Annotated in this window: 14 protein-coding genes; 5 read left to right on the top strand and 9 right to left on the bottom strand. The window is 65.8% G+C overall.

Annotated elements, in window-relative coordinates:
- The first annotated feature begins 51 nt into the window (after positions 1-51).
- Together ACZI8W_RS13260 and ACZI8W_RS13255 are read left to right on the top strand one after the other, a co-directional pair.
- Positions 52-1479, top strand: a complete 1428-nt coding sequence (locus ACZI8W_RS13260) for a PspC domain-containing protein (RefSeq protein WP_463368952.1) — start codon at positions 52-54, stop codon at positions 1477-1479.
- The gene (locus tag ACZI8W_RS13255) at positions 1472-1726 is read left to right on the top strand and encodes a hypothetical protein (protein WP_463368951.1); all 255 of its coding nucleotides are present in this window, start codon (positions 1472-1474) and stop codon (positions 1724-1726) included. Before ACZI8W_RS13260 ends, ACZI8W_RS13255 begins: the two co-directional genes overlap by 8 nt.
- A gap of 91 nt (positions 1727-1817) precedes the next feature.
- On the opposite strand, the gene guaA is transcribed toward ACZI8W_RS13255, so the two are convergent.
- From guaA to guaB, 4 genes are all read right to left on the bottom strand, one after another.
- Positions 1818-3389: a glutamine-hydrolyzing GMP synthase gene (gene guaA, locus ACZI8W_RS13250; protein ID WP_463368950.1), complete on the bottom strand. Its 1572-nt coding sequence runs from the start codon at positions 3387-3389 to the stop codon at positions 1818-1820.
- A gap of 44 nt (positions 3390-3433) precedes the next feature.
- Entirely contained in the window at positions 3434-5161 is a 1728-nt protein-coding gene (locus ACZI8W_RS13245) for an FAD-dependent oxidoreductase (RefSeq protein WP_463368949.1), read from the bottom strand.
- Between the two features lie 195 nt (positions 5162-5356).
- On the bottom strand, positions 5357-6496 hold the full coding sequence (locus ACZI8W_RS13240; RefSeq protein ID WP_463368948.1) for a GuaB3 family IMP dehydrogenase-related protein: 1140 nt from the start codon (positions 6494-6496) through the stop codon (positions 5357-5359).
- Between the two features lie 71 nt (positions 6497-6567).
- A complete protein-coding gene (gene guaB / locus ACZI8W_RS13235) occupies positions 6568-8091 on the bottom strand; it encodes an IMP dehydrogenase (RefSeq protein ID WP_463368947.1) in 1524 nt (507 codons plus the stop codon).
- 243 nt (positions 8092-8334) lie between these two features.
- Here guaB and ACZI8W_RS13230 point away from each other — a divergent pair, with 243 nt between their 5' ends.
- A complete protein-coding gene (locus ACZI8W_RS13230) occupies positions 8335-8745 on the top strand; it encodes a DUF5319 domain-containing protein (RefSeq protein WP_463368946.1) in 411 nt (136 codons plus the stop codon).
- Positions 8746-8861: 116 nt separating this feature from the next.
- Here ACZI8W_RS13230 and ACZI8W_RS13225 read toward each other — a convergent pair whose 3' ends face one another.
- The 3 genes from ACZI8W_RS13225 to ACZI8W_RS13215 all read right to left on the bottom strand — a co-directional run bounded on the left by ACZI8W_RS13225 (position 8862) and on the right by ACZI8W_RS13215 (position 11532).
- On the bottom strand, positions 8862-9920 hold the full coding sequence (locus ACZI8W_RS13225; RefSeq protein ID WP_463368945.1) for an anti-sigma-D factor RsdA: 1059 nt from the start codon (positions 9918-9920) through the stop codon (positions 8862-8864).
- Positions 9913-10491, bottom strand: coding sequence for a sigma-70 family RNA polymerase sigma factor (locus tag ACZI8W_RS13220; RefSeq protein ID WP_463368943.1), 579 nt, complete (start codon positions 10489-10491; stop codon positions 9913-9915). The genes ACZI8W_RS13225 and ACZI8W_RS13220 overlap by 8 nt, the downstream gene beginning before the upstream one ends.
- A 123-nt stretch (positions 10492-10614) precedes the next feature.
- Positions 10615-11532: a hypothetical protein gene (locus tag ACZI8W_RS13215; RefSeq protein ID WP_463368942.1), complete on the bottom strand. Its 918-nt coding sequence runs from the start codon at positions 11530-11532 to the stop codon at positions 10615-10617.
- Positions 11533-12058: 526 nt separating this feature from the next.
- Between ACZI8W_RS13215 and ACZI8W_RS13210 the strand changes: the two genes are divergently transcribed.
- Positions 12059-12352: a WhiB family transcriptional regulator gene (locus ACZI8W_RS13210; RefSeq protein WP_463368941.1), complete on the top strand. Its 294-nt coding sequence runs from the start codon at positions 12059-12061 to the stop codon at positions 12350-12352.
- Between the two features lie 202 nt (positions 12353-12554).
- On the opposite strand, the gene groL is transcribed toward ACZI8W_RS13210, so the two are convergent.
- Positions 12555-14171, bottom strand: coding sequence for a chaperonin GroEL (gene groL / locus ACZI8W_RS13205; protein WP_463368940.1), 1617 nt, complete (start codon positions 14169-14171; stop codon positions 12555-12557).
- Between the two features lie 87 nt (positions 14172-14258).
- Positions 14259-14561 (bottom strand): co-chaperone GroES, encoded by a 303-nt coding sequence (gene groES / locus ACZI8W_RS13200; protein ID WP_006550071.1) that lies wholly within the window; start codon positions 14559-14561, stop codon positions 14259-14261.
- A gap of 314 nt (positions 14562-14875) precedes the next feature.
- Here groES and ACZI8W_RS13195 point away from each other — a divergent pair, with 314 nt between their 5' ends.
- Positions 14876-16633, top strand: a complete 1758-nt coding sequence (locus ACZI8W_RS13195; RefSeq protein WP_463368939.1) for an Hsp70 family protein — start codon at positions 14876-14878, stop codon at positions 16631-16633.
- Positions 16634-16700 lie beyond the last annotated feature (67 nt).

The following is a 16700-nucleotide window of genomic DNA, read 5'->3' as shown; positions in this document are numbered from 1 at the left end:
CAGGGTTCGCCCCTGATGTGCGGAACGACCTCGGCCGACAGGATGGATGCCATGACCACGCGAACCTTCCCAGAACAACTCACAGATATGTGGCGCACCCGCCCTGTGCGGTTGCCCGAGCAGGGACACGTCGCCGGTGTGTGCGCAGGTATCGGTGTGCGGTACGGCATCGACCCGGTGCTGGTACGGATAGCGTTCGTCGTGTCAGCGCTCTTCGGTGGTGCCGGCATCGTGCTGTACCTGGCGGCGTGGGTGCTCTTCACCCGGCACGGCGACCAGGTCTCGGCCATCGAATCGCTCGTCGGCCGCGGACACGGCTCCGACTCGAGCAGCAAGGTGATCGTGCTTCTCGTCGCACTCGCCATCGCCGTGAGCGCAGTCGGCCCGGTCGGTGTCGGCTCCGGTGGATCCGGTTTCATCAGCATGGTGCTGATGCTCGGCGGCTGGTGGTTGCTGCACCAACGTCGTCCCGTACCTCCCACCCTGCCGCCGCCGGCCAACGGGTACTCGTTCCACCGCAACATGTTCCCGCCGCAGCCGTACGGTCAACAGTTCCAGGCACCGTTCGGCCAGACACCGTTCACCGAGCCGACGTTCACCCAGCCGTCCCAGTCCCCGTTCACCGCCGACGCCACGACCGCGCGGGTCGACGACACCGGTGCTGCGACCGACAGCCACGGCAACGACACCCTCCAGAACGACAACCCCCAGAACGACACCCCTGGGGATGACAACCCCGTCTCGTTGTCGAAGGATGCACCCGACTCGGACCGCACCCCCCAGGCGCAGGAACAGTCGTTCCCCAGCAGCGCCGCACCTCCCGCCTGGGATCCACTCGGTGTCGCGCCGTTCGCGTGGGACCTTCCCGAACCGGCACCGACCCACTCGCCTGTTCCCGTCGAGAAGAAACAGCGGTCGCGTCTGACGACGATGATTCTCGGGTTTGCGGTGCTTGCCGCAGCAGCCGCCGGGACGGTCGCTGTCTCCACCGACATCGAGTGGCTCACCCCGGCGCGGATAGGAGCGATCGCTCTCGCGGTGATCGGTCTGGGACTACTGCTCGGCGCATTCCTGCACCGCGGATACGGTCTCCTGGTGGTGACGGGCCCGCTGATGGGCTTCGTGGTCCTGGGATCACTGGTCGGACCGCTCGACATCCAGTCGTCGGGCGAACAACGTTTCGCACCCCTGACCGCCGCCGAGTTGGACTCGGAATACTCCGTGCAACTCGGAGACCTCCAGCTCGATCTGAGGAACCTCGACCTGACGCAGGACCACGAGATCTCGGTCTATACCCGACTCGGCGACTCACAGATCTTCCTGCCCGAGAACCTGGACATCGACATCACGTGCAACTCGACCGCCGCGTCTCCGTGCACCATGCAGGGATTCGACGGTGGGGCCGACGGCCCGGGAGGACCGGTCCTGTCCATCGACATCGACACAGTTATGGGAAACACGGAGGTGCGTCGTGGCTGACTTCGACACATTCGATACCGGAGCGGACGACGCCGGAACAACTTGTTCCCGAGCACGACGCGGGCCCTCCATCCTGCTGCTGCTGTCGGCGCTCGCAGCGCTGGTGGTCAGCGGATGGGCACTCATCGGCCCGTTCTCCCTCGATTTCCTCGCCACACTCGACATGGGGTGGATACTCGTCGGAGCCGCCATCATCATCGGCGCGATCCTCGTGCTGATGCCGGGGCGCCGGAAGAACCATCACTGAAACGACAGAACCATCACTGGAACGACAACGCCTGCGTCCCGGACCGTGACGGTCCGGGACACAGGCGTTTCTCACGACACGGACAGTGCCGTCACTCCCACTCGATGGTTCCCGGCGGTTTGCTCGTCACATCGAGCACCACGCGGTTGACGTCGGCCACCTCATTGGTGATGCGCGTGGAGATTCGCTCGAGGGTTTCGTAGGGCAGTCGCGTCCAGTCGGCGGTCATGGCGTCCTCGCTCGATACCGGACGCAGCACGATCGGGTGACCGTAGGTGCGACCGTCGCCCTGGACACCGACGCTGCGCACGTCGGCAAGCAGCACCACCGGGCACTGCCAGATCTGGCCGTCCAGGCCCGCCGACGTCAGTTCCTCGCGGGCGATCGAATCGGCGTGCCGCAAGATCTCGAGGCGCTCGCGGGTGACCTCACCGATGATGCGGATACCGAGTCCCGGCCCGGGGAACGGCTGACGGCCCACGATCTCCTCGGGCAGACCGAGTTGACGACCCACCGCACGCACCTCGTCCTTGAACAGCAGGCGCAGCGGCTCGACGAGCGCGAACTGCAGGTCTTCGGGGAGTCCGCCGACGTTGTGGTGGCTCTTGATGTTCGCGGTTCCGGATCCGCCGCCGGACTCGACGACGTCGGGGTACAGGGTGCCCTGCACGAGGAATTCGACCTTCTCGCCCTTCGATGCGCCCTCGCCGAGTACCTCGGACACCGCGCCTTCGAAGCTGCGAATGAACTCGCGGCCGATGATCTTTCGCTTGCTCTCGGGGTCGGTGACGCCGGACAGTTCGCTCAGGAACGTCTCGGATGCATCGACGGTGACGAGCCGGGCACCGGTCGCTGCGACGAAATCGCGTTCGACCTGCTGCCGCTCGCCCTCACGCATCAAACCGTGATCGACGAACACACAGGTCAACCGGTCGCCGATGGCGCGTTGCACGAGCGCGGCTGCCACCGCGGAATCGACACCGCCGGACAGCCCGCAGATCGCGCGGCCGTCGCCGACCTGCTCACGCACCTGCTCGATGAGCGATTCCGCGATGTTGGCGGCCGTCCATTCAGCGGGGACACCCGCGATCTCGTGCAGGAACCGGCTCAGGACCTGCTGGCCGTGCGGCGAATGCAGCACCTCGGGGTGGTATTGGACGCCGGCGAGGCGACGTGCACGATCCTCGAACGCGGCGACGGGTGCCCCTGCGCTGGTGGCGGTCACCTCGAATCCTTCGGGTGCCACAGTCACCCCGTCACCGTGGCTCATCCACACCGGCTGTGTCGCGGGCAGACCGTCGTGCAGCACACCGCCGGACACCGACAGGTCGGTGCGGCCGTACTCACGGGCTCCGGTGTGCGCGACCGTGCCGCCGAGCGCGGCCGACATGGCTTGGAAGCCGTAGCAGATCCCGAACACCGGAATATCCAGGTCGAACAGTTTCGGGTCGAGTTTCGGGGCACCGTCCTCGTACACGCTCGAGGGGCCACCGGACAGGATCACCGCGAGAGGTTCCTCGGCCGCGATCTCTTCGATGCTCGTGGTGTGCGGGACAACTTCCGAATAGACATTCGCCTCGCGCACGCGTCGTGCGATCAGCTGTGCGTACTGGGCTCCGAAATCGACGACGAGTACAGGTCGGGGCTGCTGGGTTTGCGACACCCGAACAGTCTAGGCGGCCCCACCTCGATCACATATGTCGGCGCTCAGGCGGCTCCCGACCCGCCGGTGATCTCGACGATCGGCAGGGACAGCGCGCCGGGCGCGCCCTCCGGGACGACGGGATTCTTCGGCGCGACCGGTTGGAGCCGACTGTACGACTCGCCCTGTGCGGGACGCAGATCCTGTTCGCCCTTGTTCGGCCACAGCGACGCTGCGCGCTCCGCCTGCGCAGCGATGGTCAGCGACGGGTTGACCCCGAGATTCGCGGAGATGGCGGCGCCATCGACCACACTCAGTGTCGGGTAGCCGTACACCCGGTGGTACGGGTCGATGACACCGTGCGCCCGATCGGTTCCGATGACCGCGCCGCCGAGGAAGTGCGCGGTGAGCGGGATGTCGAAGATCTCGCCCCACGTGCCGCCGGCGATACCGTCGATCTTCTCTGCCATCCGGCGCGTCGCCTCGTTCCCGGCCGGGATCCACGTCGGGTTCGGTTCGCCGTGGCCCTGCTTGCTGGTCACTGTGCGTCGCCCGAACGCGCCCTTCTTGGTGTAGGTGGTGATGGAGTTGTCGAGGTTCTGCATCACCAGGGCGATGATGGTCCGCTCGCTCCAGTCCTTCACCGAGAGCATCCGCAGCATCTTGGCGGGGTTCTTGGCGACCTGTCCGAGGAACTTCACCCAGCGGGGCACCGGACCGTCGCCGTCGGTCATCAACGTCTGCAACAGACCCATGGCGTTGGAACCCTTGCCGTACCGGACGGGTTCGATGTGGGTGTCCGGGGTGGGGTGGAACGACGACGTGATCGCGACACCGTCGGTGAGGTCCATCTGGGGATCGACCTTCAGTTTGCCCGCGCCGACGATGGACTCGGAGTTGGTGCGGGTGAGTTCGCCGAGACGGTCGGACAGTTTCGGCAGCGCCCCCGTGTCCTTGAGGTGGTGCAGCAGGTGCTGCGTGCCCCAGGTTCCGGCGGCAAGCACGACGTGTGATGCGGTGAAGGTCTGCTTACCTTTGCGCACCAACGCCCCGGTGCGTTCGGTGTGCACCGTCCACGTGCCGTCGGCGTCTTCGCTCAGATCGGTCACCGTGGTCATGGGCAGGATGTCCGCGCCCGCGCTCTCGGCGAGCCCGAGGTAGTTCTTGATCAGGGTGTTCTTCGCTCCGTGGCGACACCCCGTCATGCATTCGCCGCATTCGATGCAGCCCGCACGGTCCGGGCCGGCGCCCCCGAAGTACGGGTCCGGGACGGTCCTCCCGGGTTCACCGAAGTACACACCCACCGGTGTCTGGACGAACGTGTCGCCCACACCCATGTCGTCGGCGACCTCCTTGATCACCTTGTCGGCCGCGGTCATCCGGTGGTACTGGACCACGCCCAGCATGCGTCGCGCCTGGTCGTAGAACGGACTCAGTTCGTCGTGCCAGTCGGTGATGTCCGCCCACTGCTGGTCCTGGAAGAACGCAGCAGTCGGCTTGTAGAGCGTGTTGGCGTAGTTGAGCGATCCACCGCCGACACCCGCCCCGGCGAGGATCAGGCAGTCGCGCAGGAGATGTACCCGCTGAATACCGAAGCACCCGAGCTTCGGTGCCCAGAGGAATCGCTTCAGATCCCAGCTGGTTGTGGCGAAATCGGCATCGGCGTATCGACGACCGGCCTCGAGAATGCCGACCTTGTATCCCTTTTCCACCAGCCGCAGCGCGGTGACACTGCCACCGAAACCCGACCCGACGATCAGAACATCGTAGTCTGCGACCCGCTGTCCACCCATTGGAGCACCTCCACCGAACCTGAGTTGTTACCGGTCAGTATGCATGCCCCATCTGTGACCGCGCACACAAGGGCATCCTCACTGTTACGGACAGTTGCAGAAACACGGTCCTCGCAGGCAGAAGTGGCCGGATACGACACCTGCGCCACAACGCGCACAGTGCCACATCCGGCCACAACGTGGAGACGGGTTCGGTCAGGCGCGCACCGTCAACCCGACCTTCTGGAATTCCTTGAGATCCGAGTATCCCGACTTCGCCATCGCCCGTCGCAGACCACCGACGAAGTTGAGCGAACCGTACGGATCGTCGGACGGACCGCTCAGCACACGCCCGAGGCTCGGCCGCTCGTCGAAGGCGACCTGGAGCGCGGTGCCACGCGGAAGAGACGGATGCGCGGCTGCAGACGGCCAGTACCACCCGCGACCCGGCGCCTCCGCGGCGATGGCGAGCGGCGCACCCAGCACTGCAGCATCGGCGCCGCACGCGATCGCCTTCGCGAGGTCGCCGGAGGTCTCGATGTCACCGTCGGCGATGACGTGGACGTACCGGCCACCGGTCTCGTCCAGGTAGTCGCGACGAGCCGCAGCGGCATCCGCGATCGCGGTGGCCATCGGGACACCGATCCCGAGCGATGCGCTCGTGGTAGTGGCACCGTGCGTCGACCCGAAACCGACGATGACGCCCGCGGCACCCGTGCGCATCAGGTGCAGAGCCGTACGATGATCGCTCACGCCACCCGCCACCACCGGCACATCGAGTTCCGAGATGAACGTCTTCAGGTTGAGCGGTTCACTCTCGCCGTGCGCCACGTGTTCGGCGGAGATGATCGTGCCGTTCACGACCAGGAGGTCGATACCCGCCTTGATCAGCTCCGGCGTCAACGTCCGGGCGTTCTGCGGGCTCACGCGCACGGCGGTGGTGACCCCCGAGTCGCGGACCTGCGCGACGGCTGCGGCCAGCAGATCGGCCTGCAGCGGCGCTGCGTGCAGTTCCTGCAGGTACGCAATGGCTGCGCTCGGGTCCGGATCGGTCTCGGCGATGTCGACGAGACGGGCGATCACGGCGTCGACATCGGCGTGCCGTCCCCACAGTCCCTCACCGTTGATCACCCCGAGTCCGCCGGCTTTGCCGAGTTCCACGGCGAACGCCGGCGACACGAGCGCGTCGGTCGGGTGCGCGAGCACGGGAATGTCGAACCGATAGGCATCGAGCTGCCACGCCGTCGACACCTCTTTCGACGAACGGGTACGACGGGACGGCACGATGTCCACATCGTCCAGCTCGTACGTGCGGCGGGCAGTCCTGCCCATGCCGATTTCAACGAGGTCGCGCACGCGCGCCCCTTTCTCGTGAGAATGCGGTTGTCCCGTCGACCGAGACGGAACCTACGGCGAACGCACCGAACCTAACGGGCAGCGTAGTTCGGTGCCTCCGCAGTGATCGTGATGTCGTGCGGATGACTCTCCTTGAGCCCCGCAGCGGTGATCTGCACGAACTGGGCGCGCTGCAATTCTTCGATGCTCGAGGCCCCGGTGTATCCCATCGCGGCGCGCAGACCACCGATGAGCTGGTGGGTGACCTGCTGCAGTGGTCCGCGGAACGGGACCCGGCCTTCGATGCCTTCCGGAACCAGCTTGTCTTCCGACAGGACGTCGTCCTGGAAGTAGCGGTCCTTGGAATACGACTTGGCCTCGCCGCGGCTCTGCATGGCGCCGAGCGAACCCATCCCGCGGTAGCTCTTGAACTGCTTACCGTTGACGAGAATCAGTTCTCCCGGCGATTCGGCGGTACCGGCGAGGAGCGAGCCCAGCATTGCGGTGGATGCGCCGGCAGCGAGCGCCTTCGCGACATCGCCCGAGAACTGCAGACCACCATCGGCGATCACAGGAACACCGAGTGCGTTGGCAGCAGCAGTGGCTTCGAGGATCGCCGTGATCTGCGGGGCACCGACACCTGCGACGACGCGGGTCGTGCAGATCGATCCGGGCCCGACGCCGACCTTGACCGCGTCCACGCCGGCCTCGATGAGCGCGGTGGCACCTTCACGGGTGGCAACGTTGCCGCCGATGATCTGGACGCGGTCGCCGACCTCGCCCTTGAGCTTCGAGATCATGGACAACACTCCGGCGGAGTGCCCGTGCGCGCTGTCGACCACGAGCACGTCGACCCCGGCGTCGGCAAGTGTCATCGCACGCGCCCATGCCTCATCGCCGACACCGACGGCGGCACCGACGAGGAGCCGTCCGTCTCGATCCTTCGTTGCGTCGGGGTGCTGCTCGGTCTTGACGAAGTCCTTGACCGTGATCAGACCGGTGAGCTTGCCCTGCCCGTCGACGATCGGCAGTTTCTCGATCTTGTGGCGGCGCAGGAGGCCGAGTGCGGCCTCCGCGGTCACGCCTTCACTCGCGGTGACGAGCGGCGCCCTGGTCATCACCTCGGCAACCGGGCGGCTCTGATCCACCTCGAACCGCATATCGCGGTTGGTGATGATGCCGACGAGCTGGCCTGCATCATCGGTAACCGGCAGGCCCGAGATCCGGAAACGCGCACACTTCGCGTCGACCTCGGCGAGCGTGTCGGAGGGCTTGCAGGTCACCGGATCGGTGACCATGCCCGCCTCCGAGCGCTTGACGGTCTCGACCTGCGCGGCCTGCGTCTCCGCAGGCATGTTTCGGTGCAGGACTCCCATACCGCCTGCCCGCGCCATGGCAATGGCCATGCGCGATTCGGTGACTGTGTCCATGGCGGAACTGACCAGCGGGATCCGAAGCCGGATCTCGCGGGTGAGGCGACTCGAGGTGTCGACCTTGCTGGGGACGATGTCCGACGCCGCGGGCAGCAGCAGCACATCGTCGAAGGTCAGACCGAGCATCGCGACCTTGTTCGGGTCGTCACCGCCGGTGTGCACATGCCCTCCGGTACTACTCATGCGGTTCGGACCCTCCGTGATGATCGATGGGTGCGGACGGACGTGCCGTCCGGCAGTGGGATTTGGGTGAACAGCAACGTCACTTGCGGCGAAGCCGTCGAAGTCCATGGTATCTGTTGGCAACGGCGCGCCTCGCCGCTACCCGTGTCGGCGTGCTCGAGATCTCCCTGATCCACCCGGTTCGTCGGCGTGTCCCTGCTCGACGGCTGGCGCGGACCCCCTCGAACTGCGTACCGTGGTGGCGTGCGTGATCAGTTGCCCCCCGGTCTGCCGCCGGATCCGTTTGCAGGAGATCCCGACGATCCGTCCGCCGCCTTGGACGCGATCGAGCCGGGTCAGCCCTTGGACCCTGCCGAACGACTCGCGGTCGAAGAGGATCTTGCCGACCTCGCGGTGTACGAGGCGTTGCTGGCTCCGCGCGGAGTCCTCGGCCTCGTCGTGTGCTGCGAAGATTGCCATCAAGAGCACTACCACGATTGGGACATGCTCCGGGCGAACCTGCTCCAGTTGCTCGTCGACGGCACCGTCCGCCCACATGAACCCGCATTCGATCCGTCCCCCGACGCATACGTCACCTGGGATTACTGCCGCGGCTACGCGGACGCGTCGATGAATGAGGCGCTACCGGTCGATCCGTACGGCCTGGATTCCTGACGGCCGGGAGCACACCGACCGAAGGCCCGGCAGCGTGCGCTGCCGGGCCTTCCGGTGTGTTCCGGATATAGAACTGTTCGGGACATAGCCTGTTCCGGACATCGGCGCTCTAGACGTCAGGCGCCACCGGACGGCGTCTGATCGATGTTCAGGTCGGCGGACGAAGACTGCGCTGTGCTCGATTCCTGCGTACCGGACCCGGACCCCGTCGATGTACTCGGTTCCGGCGCGGACACCGTGGTCGTCGGAGCGGGTTGGGTGGTACCTGTCGAACCATCCGGGCTGGGCGTTCCGGTGCCGGGCGGTACCGAAGGTGAGGTCGTCTCGACCGGCGATGTGGGCACGTTCAGGACCGTCGGATCGACGCTGGGCTCCGGATTCGTCGTGGGCTCGACAGGCGCCGACGGCTGCGGTACACCCGGGGTGGTCGGCTGCACCGGCGGCGGGGCCACCCCGGCCTGAGGGCCGGGGGGCAATGGCACGCCGGCAATGGGCGGCGGCACCGGCAGCGTCGGTACGATACGGTTCATCTCTTCAGTGAGCCGCTGCAACCAATCGTCGAGTTCGTTGCGCTGACCCGCATCCCGGACCTCCGACGATCGGACCTCTGCCGATCGGAGCAGCTCGGTCGCGGCCTCCGTCTCGCCTTCGGCGATCAGTTCCTCGGCCTGCTGCAGGGTCGAACTGGTATCGATCCTCGCCATGGTCGACTCGGCCTGTGCACTGAACACGACTTCCTTGACGCCCCAGAGCGCGTCTCCCGGTTCCGCGCTGTACGAGACGGTGGCAGCACCGCCGATGGCAGCGGCGATGAGGGCAGCAGCACCGGCAAGAGGGCGAATGAGTCGAAGCTGCCCTTTCGACCGCTGCCCGCCGGAACGGCTGGGCGGTTGCGCCGCCAGGGCCTCTCGGGCGCCGACTTCGCGATTGACGGCAGCGACGACCTCGTCGAAGTCGGGGCCGGCCGGGAGCGGATCCGCCAGGATCTCCGCTCGCCATCCTGCGAGCATGGTGGCGAGTTCGTATTCCTCGGTCGACTGGGTCTCTACTGGACCGTCGCCCGAGATCGCATCGATGAGGGCATCATCGCGCCGCACCGCCGCGATGTCCACGGGGGTGCCGTCGTCGGGAAAATCGTCGGATATGCCGTGCCCCGCGCCGCGCCTCCTACCCATTCCTCTCACCTGCTCTCGTCACTTCCTTCTTGAGTTTCGCGATGGCCCGGTGCTGGGCCACCCGGATCGCACCTGCAGTACTGCCGAGTGCAGACGCCGTCTCTTCGGCGGACAGTCCCATGACCAGACGCATGATGAGGATCTCGCGTTGCTTCTCGGGCAGCGTGCCGAGCAGATCCTTCATCTGTCGGCTCGCTTCGGAGTTCAACGCGTGTTCCTCGGGACTGTCGTCGAGCGACATCACCTCGGGTACATCGGCTACCGGATCCGCACGGTTGCGTGCAGAGTTGCGGTGCGCATCGGCGACCTTGTGTGCGGCGATGCCGTACACGAAGGCCATGAAAGGACGCCCCTGATCCTGGTAACGGGGCAACGCCGTCATCACCGCCAGGCACACCTCCTGCGCCACATCGTCTGCCGAAAGCTGTCCGCGCTCGGCAGATCCGACCCGCGCCCGGCAATACCGGACGACGAGGGGCCGAATACTTGCAAGTACTCGAGCGAGAGCAGCCCGATCGCCCTGCGCAGCCGCAGCAACGGCGGGGCCCAACTCCTCACCCATAACAGTCATCGAATGCGCAAGTCCTGGCGTTACAAGTGGCACGGTCCCCCAGCCGGGCGTGCTTCCACCTGGCAGTGGAACCCCTCCAGAGTAACGACCCCCCATGACGAGCCATCGCGTGCGGGCACCGAACTAGGGTCGGATCGTTGCAAAGTGGCCGCCGCCACGCTCCACAGTCGCGGCACATTCGTCACGCACACGCTCGGCATCGGCACCCGCGCCCAGACCGACGAGCAACATCGACGCAGCCCACCTCAAGGGAATCAGGCCGTGGACGGCAGCCCGATCACACACTTCGGTCGCAAATCCGAGCACCGGAGTCGGGTTTGCCGCATCGGTGAGTGCGGCAGCCCGGAGAAGGTCGGACTTCACCTGGTGGCGAACCGACCCGAGTGCATCGGAATCGGCCGCAGCCCGTGCCGCACACACACGCGCACTGTCGAAATCTCCAGCCGCCAGGGCGGTCTCCGCCGTGACCCAGGACAATCGGATCTGCTGACGCAGCAGCCCGTCGTGGCCATGCCAGTCGTCATCTGCCGCCCGAGACCCGGCAAGAACCCCGGCACACCGCAGTAGCTCAGCGCACCGCTCGAGTAACCGGCGCGCTTGCGCAAGCCGCCCGCGTCCGAGCGCATCGGCCGCCAGTCCGGTCAGCGCGTCGCAGCGTGCCTCGGCGAGGCGCACTCCCAGCTCGGAACTGTGGGTACCGGCACCCATTCCTGCGACGGCGGCCAGTGCACGACCGTCGTGCACTGCGGCAGCACGGTGCCACCCGAGTTGCCGCAGCAACGATGCTTCGGTGCTCTCCGCGAGCGATACCCACACCCCCCGCGAACCCGACCGTTTCACCAGTGCAAGTTCTGCGCGCGCGGCGCTGTATCTGCCCTGACCGCCGAGTGCGACCGCACGCAACCAGCGCCCTTCGAACGTTGATGCGATCCCGGAGGGCACATGAGCAGGGTTCGCACCGAAGGCCGCGGCCCGCAACGGCGAAACGGCGCCCGGAGGCGCCGCATCGATTTCGGATTCCGAGTTGCTGAGGATCGACATACGGAGAATCATTGCACTGGCACTGCAAAGTTTTCCATTCCCCCAATTCCAGGATTTCGCACCGAGAGCGCAACAATTCTCAAGGATTGGAATTCCGACGATTTCCCGGTCGTGAAACCGACATCCAGTTGAACAAAACCTGAATTACATACGTGGTGTATGTACGTTCACTGAATGTAAATCACGAGACCTCCGGGCGAGTACCACAACCCAACCCACTCCGCATGTCGCACATATCACCAGGTCAAACGCCTTATCCATGCACAATCGTAGCGCGGTGACAACGACCGGGCCCATCGGACCACTCCCACTACAACCATGATCGCGGACCAATGTAAATATTTCCGACGTTAATTCTTCGCATTTTCGTTATGGACTTCACCACTGATCGAAGGCATTGACGAATAATCGATACCACTTTTACGGTAAGAGAGCCGGACAATTTCTGGGGTCCGGCTCGGGAAGACGCCTTTCCGAACGATGGTCCGCTCACCTGTCCAGGTGAGCACGCTGCAAAGGAGTGCACATGCCCGCACCTCACACCCTGCCCGGCCCGAACGCCGATCTCTGGGACTGGCAGATGCATGGCAAGTGCCGAGGCGCGGACTCCTCCGTGTTCTTCCATCCGGACGGCGAGCGTGGGCGCGCCCGCAGCCAGCGCGAGAATCGCGCCAAGGAAATGTGCCAGAGCTGCCCCGTGCTCGTTCAATGCCGCGAGCACGCGCTCCGTGTCGCGGAGCCGTACGGCATCTGGGGCGGGATGTCAGAGAGCGAACGTGAGCTGTACACGCGTCACCATCGCCGCAAGATTGCGGTATGACCGCCGTGCAAGATTGCGGTATGACCGCCGTGCAAGATTGCGGTGCAACCGACGCAGGTCCCCCGCACCCGCTGCGGGGCTGACAGCGGGCACCGCAATGGACGGCCCCGAGGTCACGATGTGCCGAAGCCCCGCACGGAGAAATCCGTGCGGGGCTTCGCGCATCGTGACTCCTCGGAGCGGACCGAGGACGCCGGGCTACCTAGTGGGCGTGGCCGTGCCCGTGGCCGTCGTCCTCGACCGGCTCGGGCTTGTCCACGACGGCGCTCTCCGTGGTCAGAACCATTCGTGCCACAGAAGCAGCGTTGACGACCGCGGAACGGGTCACCTTGACCGGGTCGACGACACCATCGGCGATCAGATCGCCGTATGTGAGCGTGGCTGCGTTGAAGCCATGCCCGGCGGTCGCCTCGGCAACCTTGTCCACCACGACAGCACCATCGAGCCCTGCGTTCGTAGCGATCCAGTACAGCGGTGCAGTGAGAGCGGTGCGCAACACCGCGACACCGGTGGCCTCGTCGCCGGACAGCGAGTCCTCGAGCTCGGCGAGCGCCAGCGACGCCTGCACCAGTGCAGAACCACCGCCGGGCACGATGCCCTCCTCGATGGCAGCCTTCGCAGCGTTGACGGCATCCTCGACGCGGAACTTGCGTTCCTTCAGCTCGGTCTCGGTAGCAGCGCCGACCTGGATGACAGCGATTCCACCCGCAAGCTTGGCGAGCCGCTCCTCGAGCTTCTCCCGATCCCAATCGGAATCGGTGTTCTCGATCTCGCGACGCAGCTGAGCTGCGCGGTTCTCGATATCCTCGGCCGAGCCTGCGCCGTCGACGATCGTGGTGTCGTCCTTGGTCACCACGACACGGCGAGCAGAACCGAGCAGGTCGAGTCCGGCTTCCTTCAACGACAGACCGATGTCGGAGTTGATCACCGTACCGGCGGTCACGACCGCGAGGTCGTCGAGGAACGCCTTGCGACGGTCACCGAAGAACGGGGCCTTCACCGCGGCGGCCTTGAGCGTCTTGCGGATGGAGTTGATCACCAGAGTCGAGAGCGGTTCACCCTCGATGTCCTCTGCGATGAGCAACACCGGCTTGCCCGATTCGGCGATCTTCTCGAGCAACGGAAGGAAGTCCGGCAGCGAGCTGATCTTCTCGCGGTACAGCAGCACGAGGGCATCCTCGAGGACTGCTTCCTGAGCGTCGACATCGGTGATGAAGTACGGCGACAGGTAGCCCTTGTCGAACTGGACACCTTCGGTGACGACGAGGTCGGTGCTCAGCGTCGACGATTCTTCGACCGTGACCACACCGTTCTCGCCGACGACGGTGAGCGCTTCGCCCACCATCGCGCCGATCTCTGCGTCACGCGAGGACACCGTGGCGACCTGAGCGATCGCCTTCTTTCCCTCGACGGGGGTAGCGGCAGCGAGAAGCGCCTCGGAGACCTTCTCGGCCGCCTGGGAGATACCGACGCCGAGCGCGATGGGGTTGGCACCCGCGGCAATGTTCTTCAGGCCGGCCTTGACCAGTGCCTGCGCGAGGACCGTGGCAGTGGTCGTGCCGTCGCCCGCGACGTCGTTGGTCTTGGTGGCAACACTCTTGACGAGCTGGGCACCGAGGTTCTCGAACGGGTCTTCCAGTTCGATCTCGCGGGCGATGCTCACGCCGTCGTTGGTCACCGTGGGGCCGCCGAACGCCTTGGCGAGCACCACATGCCGCCCACGGGGGCCGAGGGTGACCTTGACGGCGTCGGCGAGCTGGTCGACGCCGCGCTCGAGCGCACGGCGCGCGGTTTCGTTGAACTCGATTTGCTTGGACATGTTCTCCGACTACTCCTGGGTTCGGATGGTCCCCGACAGACTCCGCCCCGGGTCCGTTACGGAACTCCGGGGCGGAACTGTTGCGGCCTACTTTGCGACGACAGCCAGAACGTCGCGGGCCGACAGGATCAGGTATTCCTCGCCGGCGTACTTGATCTCGGTTCCGCCGTACTTGCTGTAGATGACGACGTCGCCTTCCTTGACGTCGAGCGGGATGCGCTTGTCGCCATCCTCGTCCCAGCGGCCGGGGCCGACAGCGACGACGGTGCCCTCCTGGGGCTTCTCCTTCGCCGTATCAGGAATGACCAGGCCGGAGGCAGTCGTCGTCTCGGCCTCGTTGGCCTGGACGAGGATCTTGTCCTCGAGCGGCTTGATGTTCACGCTCGCCACGATGAGCCCTCCACTTTCAGGGGTACTTGGGTCCGAGGCTCTCGTCGTCCTCGAACTCGGTCTTGTTCAGTCACCAGAGTGACCCCTCGCGTAGTTCCGTCGTCGCGGGTGCCGGTCCGACGCTCGGTGTCACTAGCACTCTATACATGCGAGTGCCAGCGCTCAAGGGCTGCGGGTGCTGACACGCGCAAAGCGAACCGACCGGCCCACATGTTACGGTTCAATAACGGAAACCGAGAGCGTGACCATTCGGTGACCACGACGGCGAGCGAACCGGGCCGCAGGGGTCACCAGTCATGCACGAGAGGTGAACAATGCCAACGTCGCTAGGGATCTCCGTCGGCGCCTCCGGCGTCGGCGCCGCCCTGCTCGTCGACACTGCCACCGGACTCACATCCGAGTACCGCAGGCTGGCGGTCGATTCCGGTCACCACCGTGATATCGGCGACCTCGTCTTCGATGCAGTTTCTTTGATGACCACCCAGGTCGTGGATCAGCCGGTCCCCGATGCCATTACCGTCGCCTACCGCACCGAAGGGCAAGCAGAGGCCATCCGCACCGCCGCGGAGCGCCGCGGACGACTCGTACGCCTCGTTCCGGAGACAACCGCCCTTCTTGCGTACCTGCGTACCGTCGGAGTGCGCAGCGAGCCCGGCGCGGTCGCCATCGCAGACATGGGCGCGTCCGGCACCACCGTCTCGGTCCTCGACCAAGAATCCGGCACTGTACTGCGATCTGCGCGGACAGAGGACGTCAGTGGCAATGCAGTCGGCACTGTGATCTACGATCACGTCCACACCGCCACCAGCCGCATGCGAACGCACATGCAGGTCGATCACGCGCTGCTGAAAGCGCGCTGCCAGGGCGCCCAGGAAGTACTCACGACCTCCGAGCGCACCCGCATCGACATCGCCGAAGCCGGACCCGATGCGTCGGTCACCTTGACACGCGCCGATCTCGCGGTGCTCGCGGCCGAGCTCTCCGATTCCGCCGCCGCGTTCACCCGCCAAGTCACGACCCACTCATTGCCGCGTCCCCGCATGCTTGCCCTCGTAGGCGGTACCGCAGCAGTTCCGGCCCTGGCGACCGCTGTCACCGACAGTTTCGACGGCCACGTCATCACCGTCCCGGAACCGGCGTCCGCTGCCGCCCAGGGCGCCGCGCATCTGTCAGGTTCAACACACTTCGGCGGATACGACGTCGTCGGTTCCTCGAGCGCTTCCTCCACATCCACCGGAGCACGCATGTCCGGCGCTGTGGCGGCGGCACTCGTACTCGCAGCCGTCGTTGCGGGGTTTGCCACCGACAAGTTCACCGACCGATCCGCCAGCACACCGGTGTCCCCTGCTGGAACCAATGGTGTCGTCGTCACGGAAGACTCGTCGCAGCCGCCGTATCCGGAGGAGACCGACATCCCGTCGTCCGATCCCGATCCGTCGCTGTCACCGACACAGACCACCGACGGACTTCTCGACGGAGCGCCACTTCCGACGCCGCCCCCGTCGACCGTTCCACAGACCGATGTCCCGGTGTCCGAGGGATACCCCACTGCCACGCCGACGCCGATCGATCAGGTGCAGACGCTCGAGGCGGTACCCGACAAGACCACCGACAAGTGGCACGACCCTGGCTCGACGACGTCACCGCGACCGACCCCGACGGACCCGTCGGAATCCACGGAACCCACGGAACCCACGGAGCCCACCGAACCCACCGAACCCACCGAACCCACCGAACCGACCGAACCCACGGAACCCACCGAACCGACCGAACCCACCGAACCCACCGAACCCACCGAACCGACCGAACCCACCGAACCGACGACTCCGACCGATCCAACAGACACAACCGAGCCCACCACTCCGACCGACCCGACGAACACAACCGAGCCGGAACCCACGTCGGGCATCACATCGGAGCCGTCCGATCCAGCACTGAGTACATCGCCCGGGCTGGGCGCGCCGACGACGCCCACCGTCGAGGGACGGTCAGCCACCGAGAGCAGCACCAGTGAGGATCCGACACACACGGTTACCTCCACGACGACCGGCGAGAACACCACGACCGGCTAGGACACGACGACCGGCGAGAACACGACGACCGGTACGCCCGAGAACCTGCGTTGCCAGAGAATCAGGT

It is taken from the genome of Rhodococcus ruitaii, from assembly GCF_055230935.1.
Note: the sequence above shows the minus strand (reverse complement) of the source record. Positions and strands in the feature narration are given on the sequence as shown.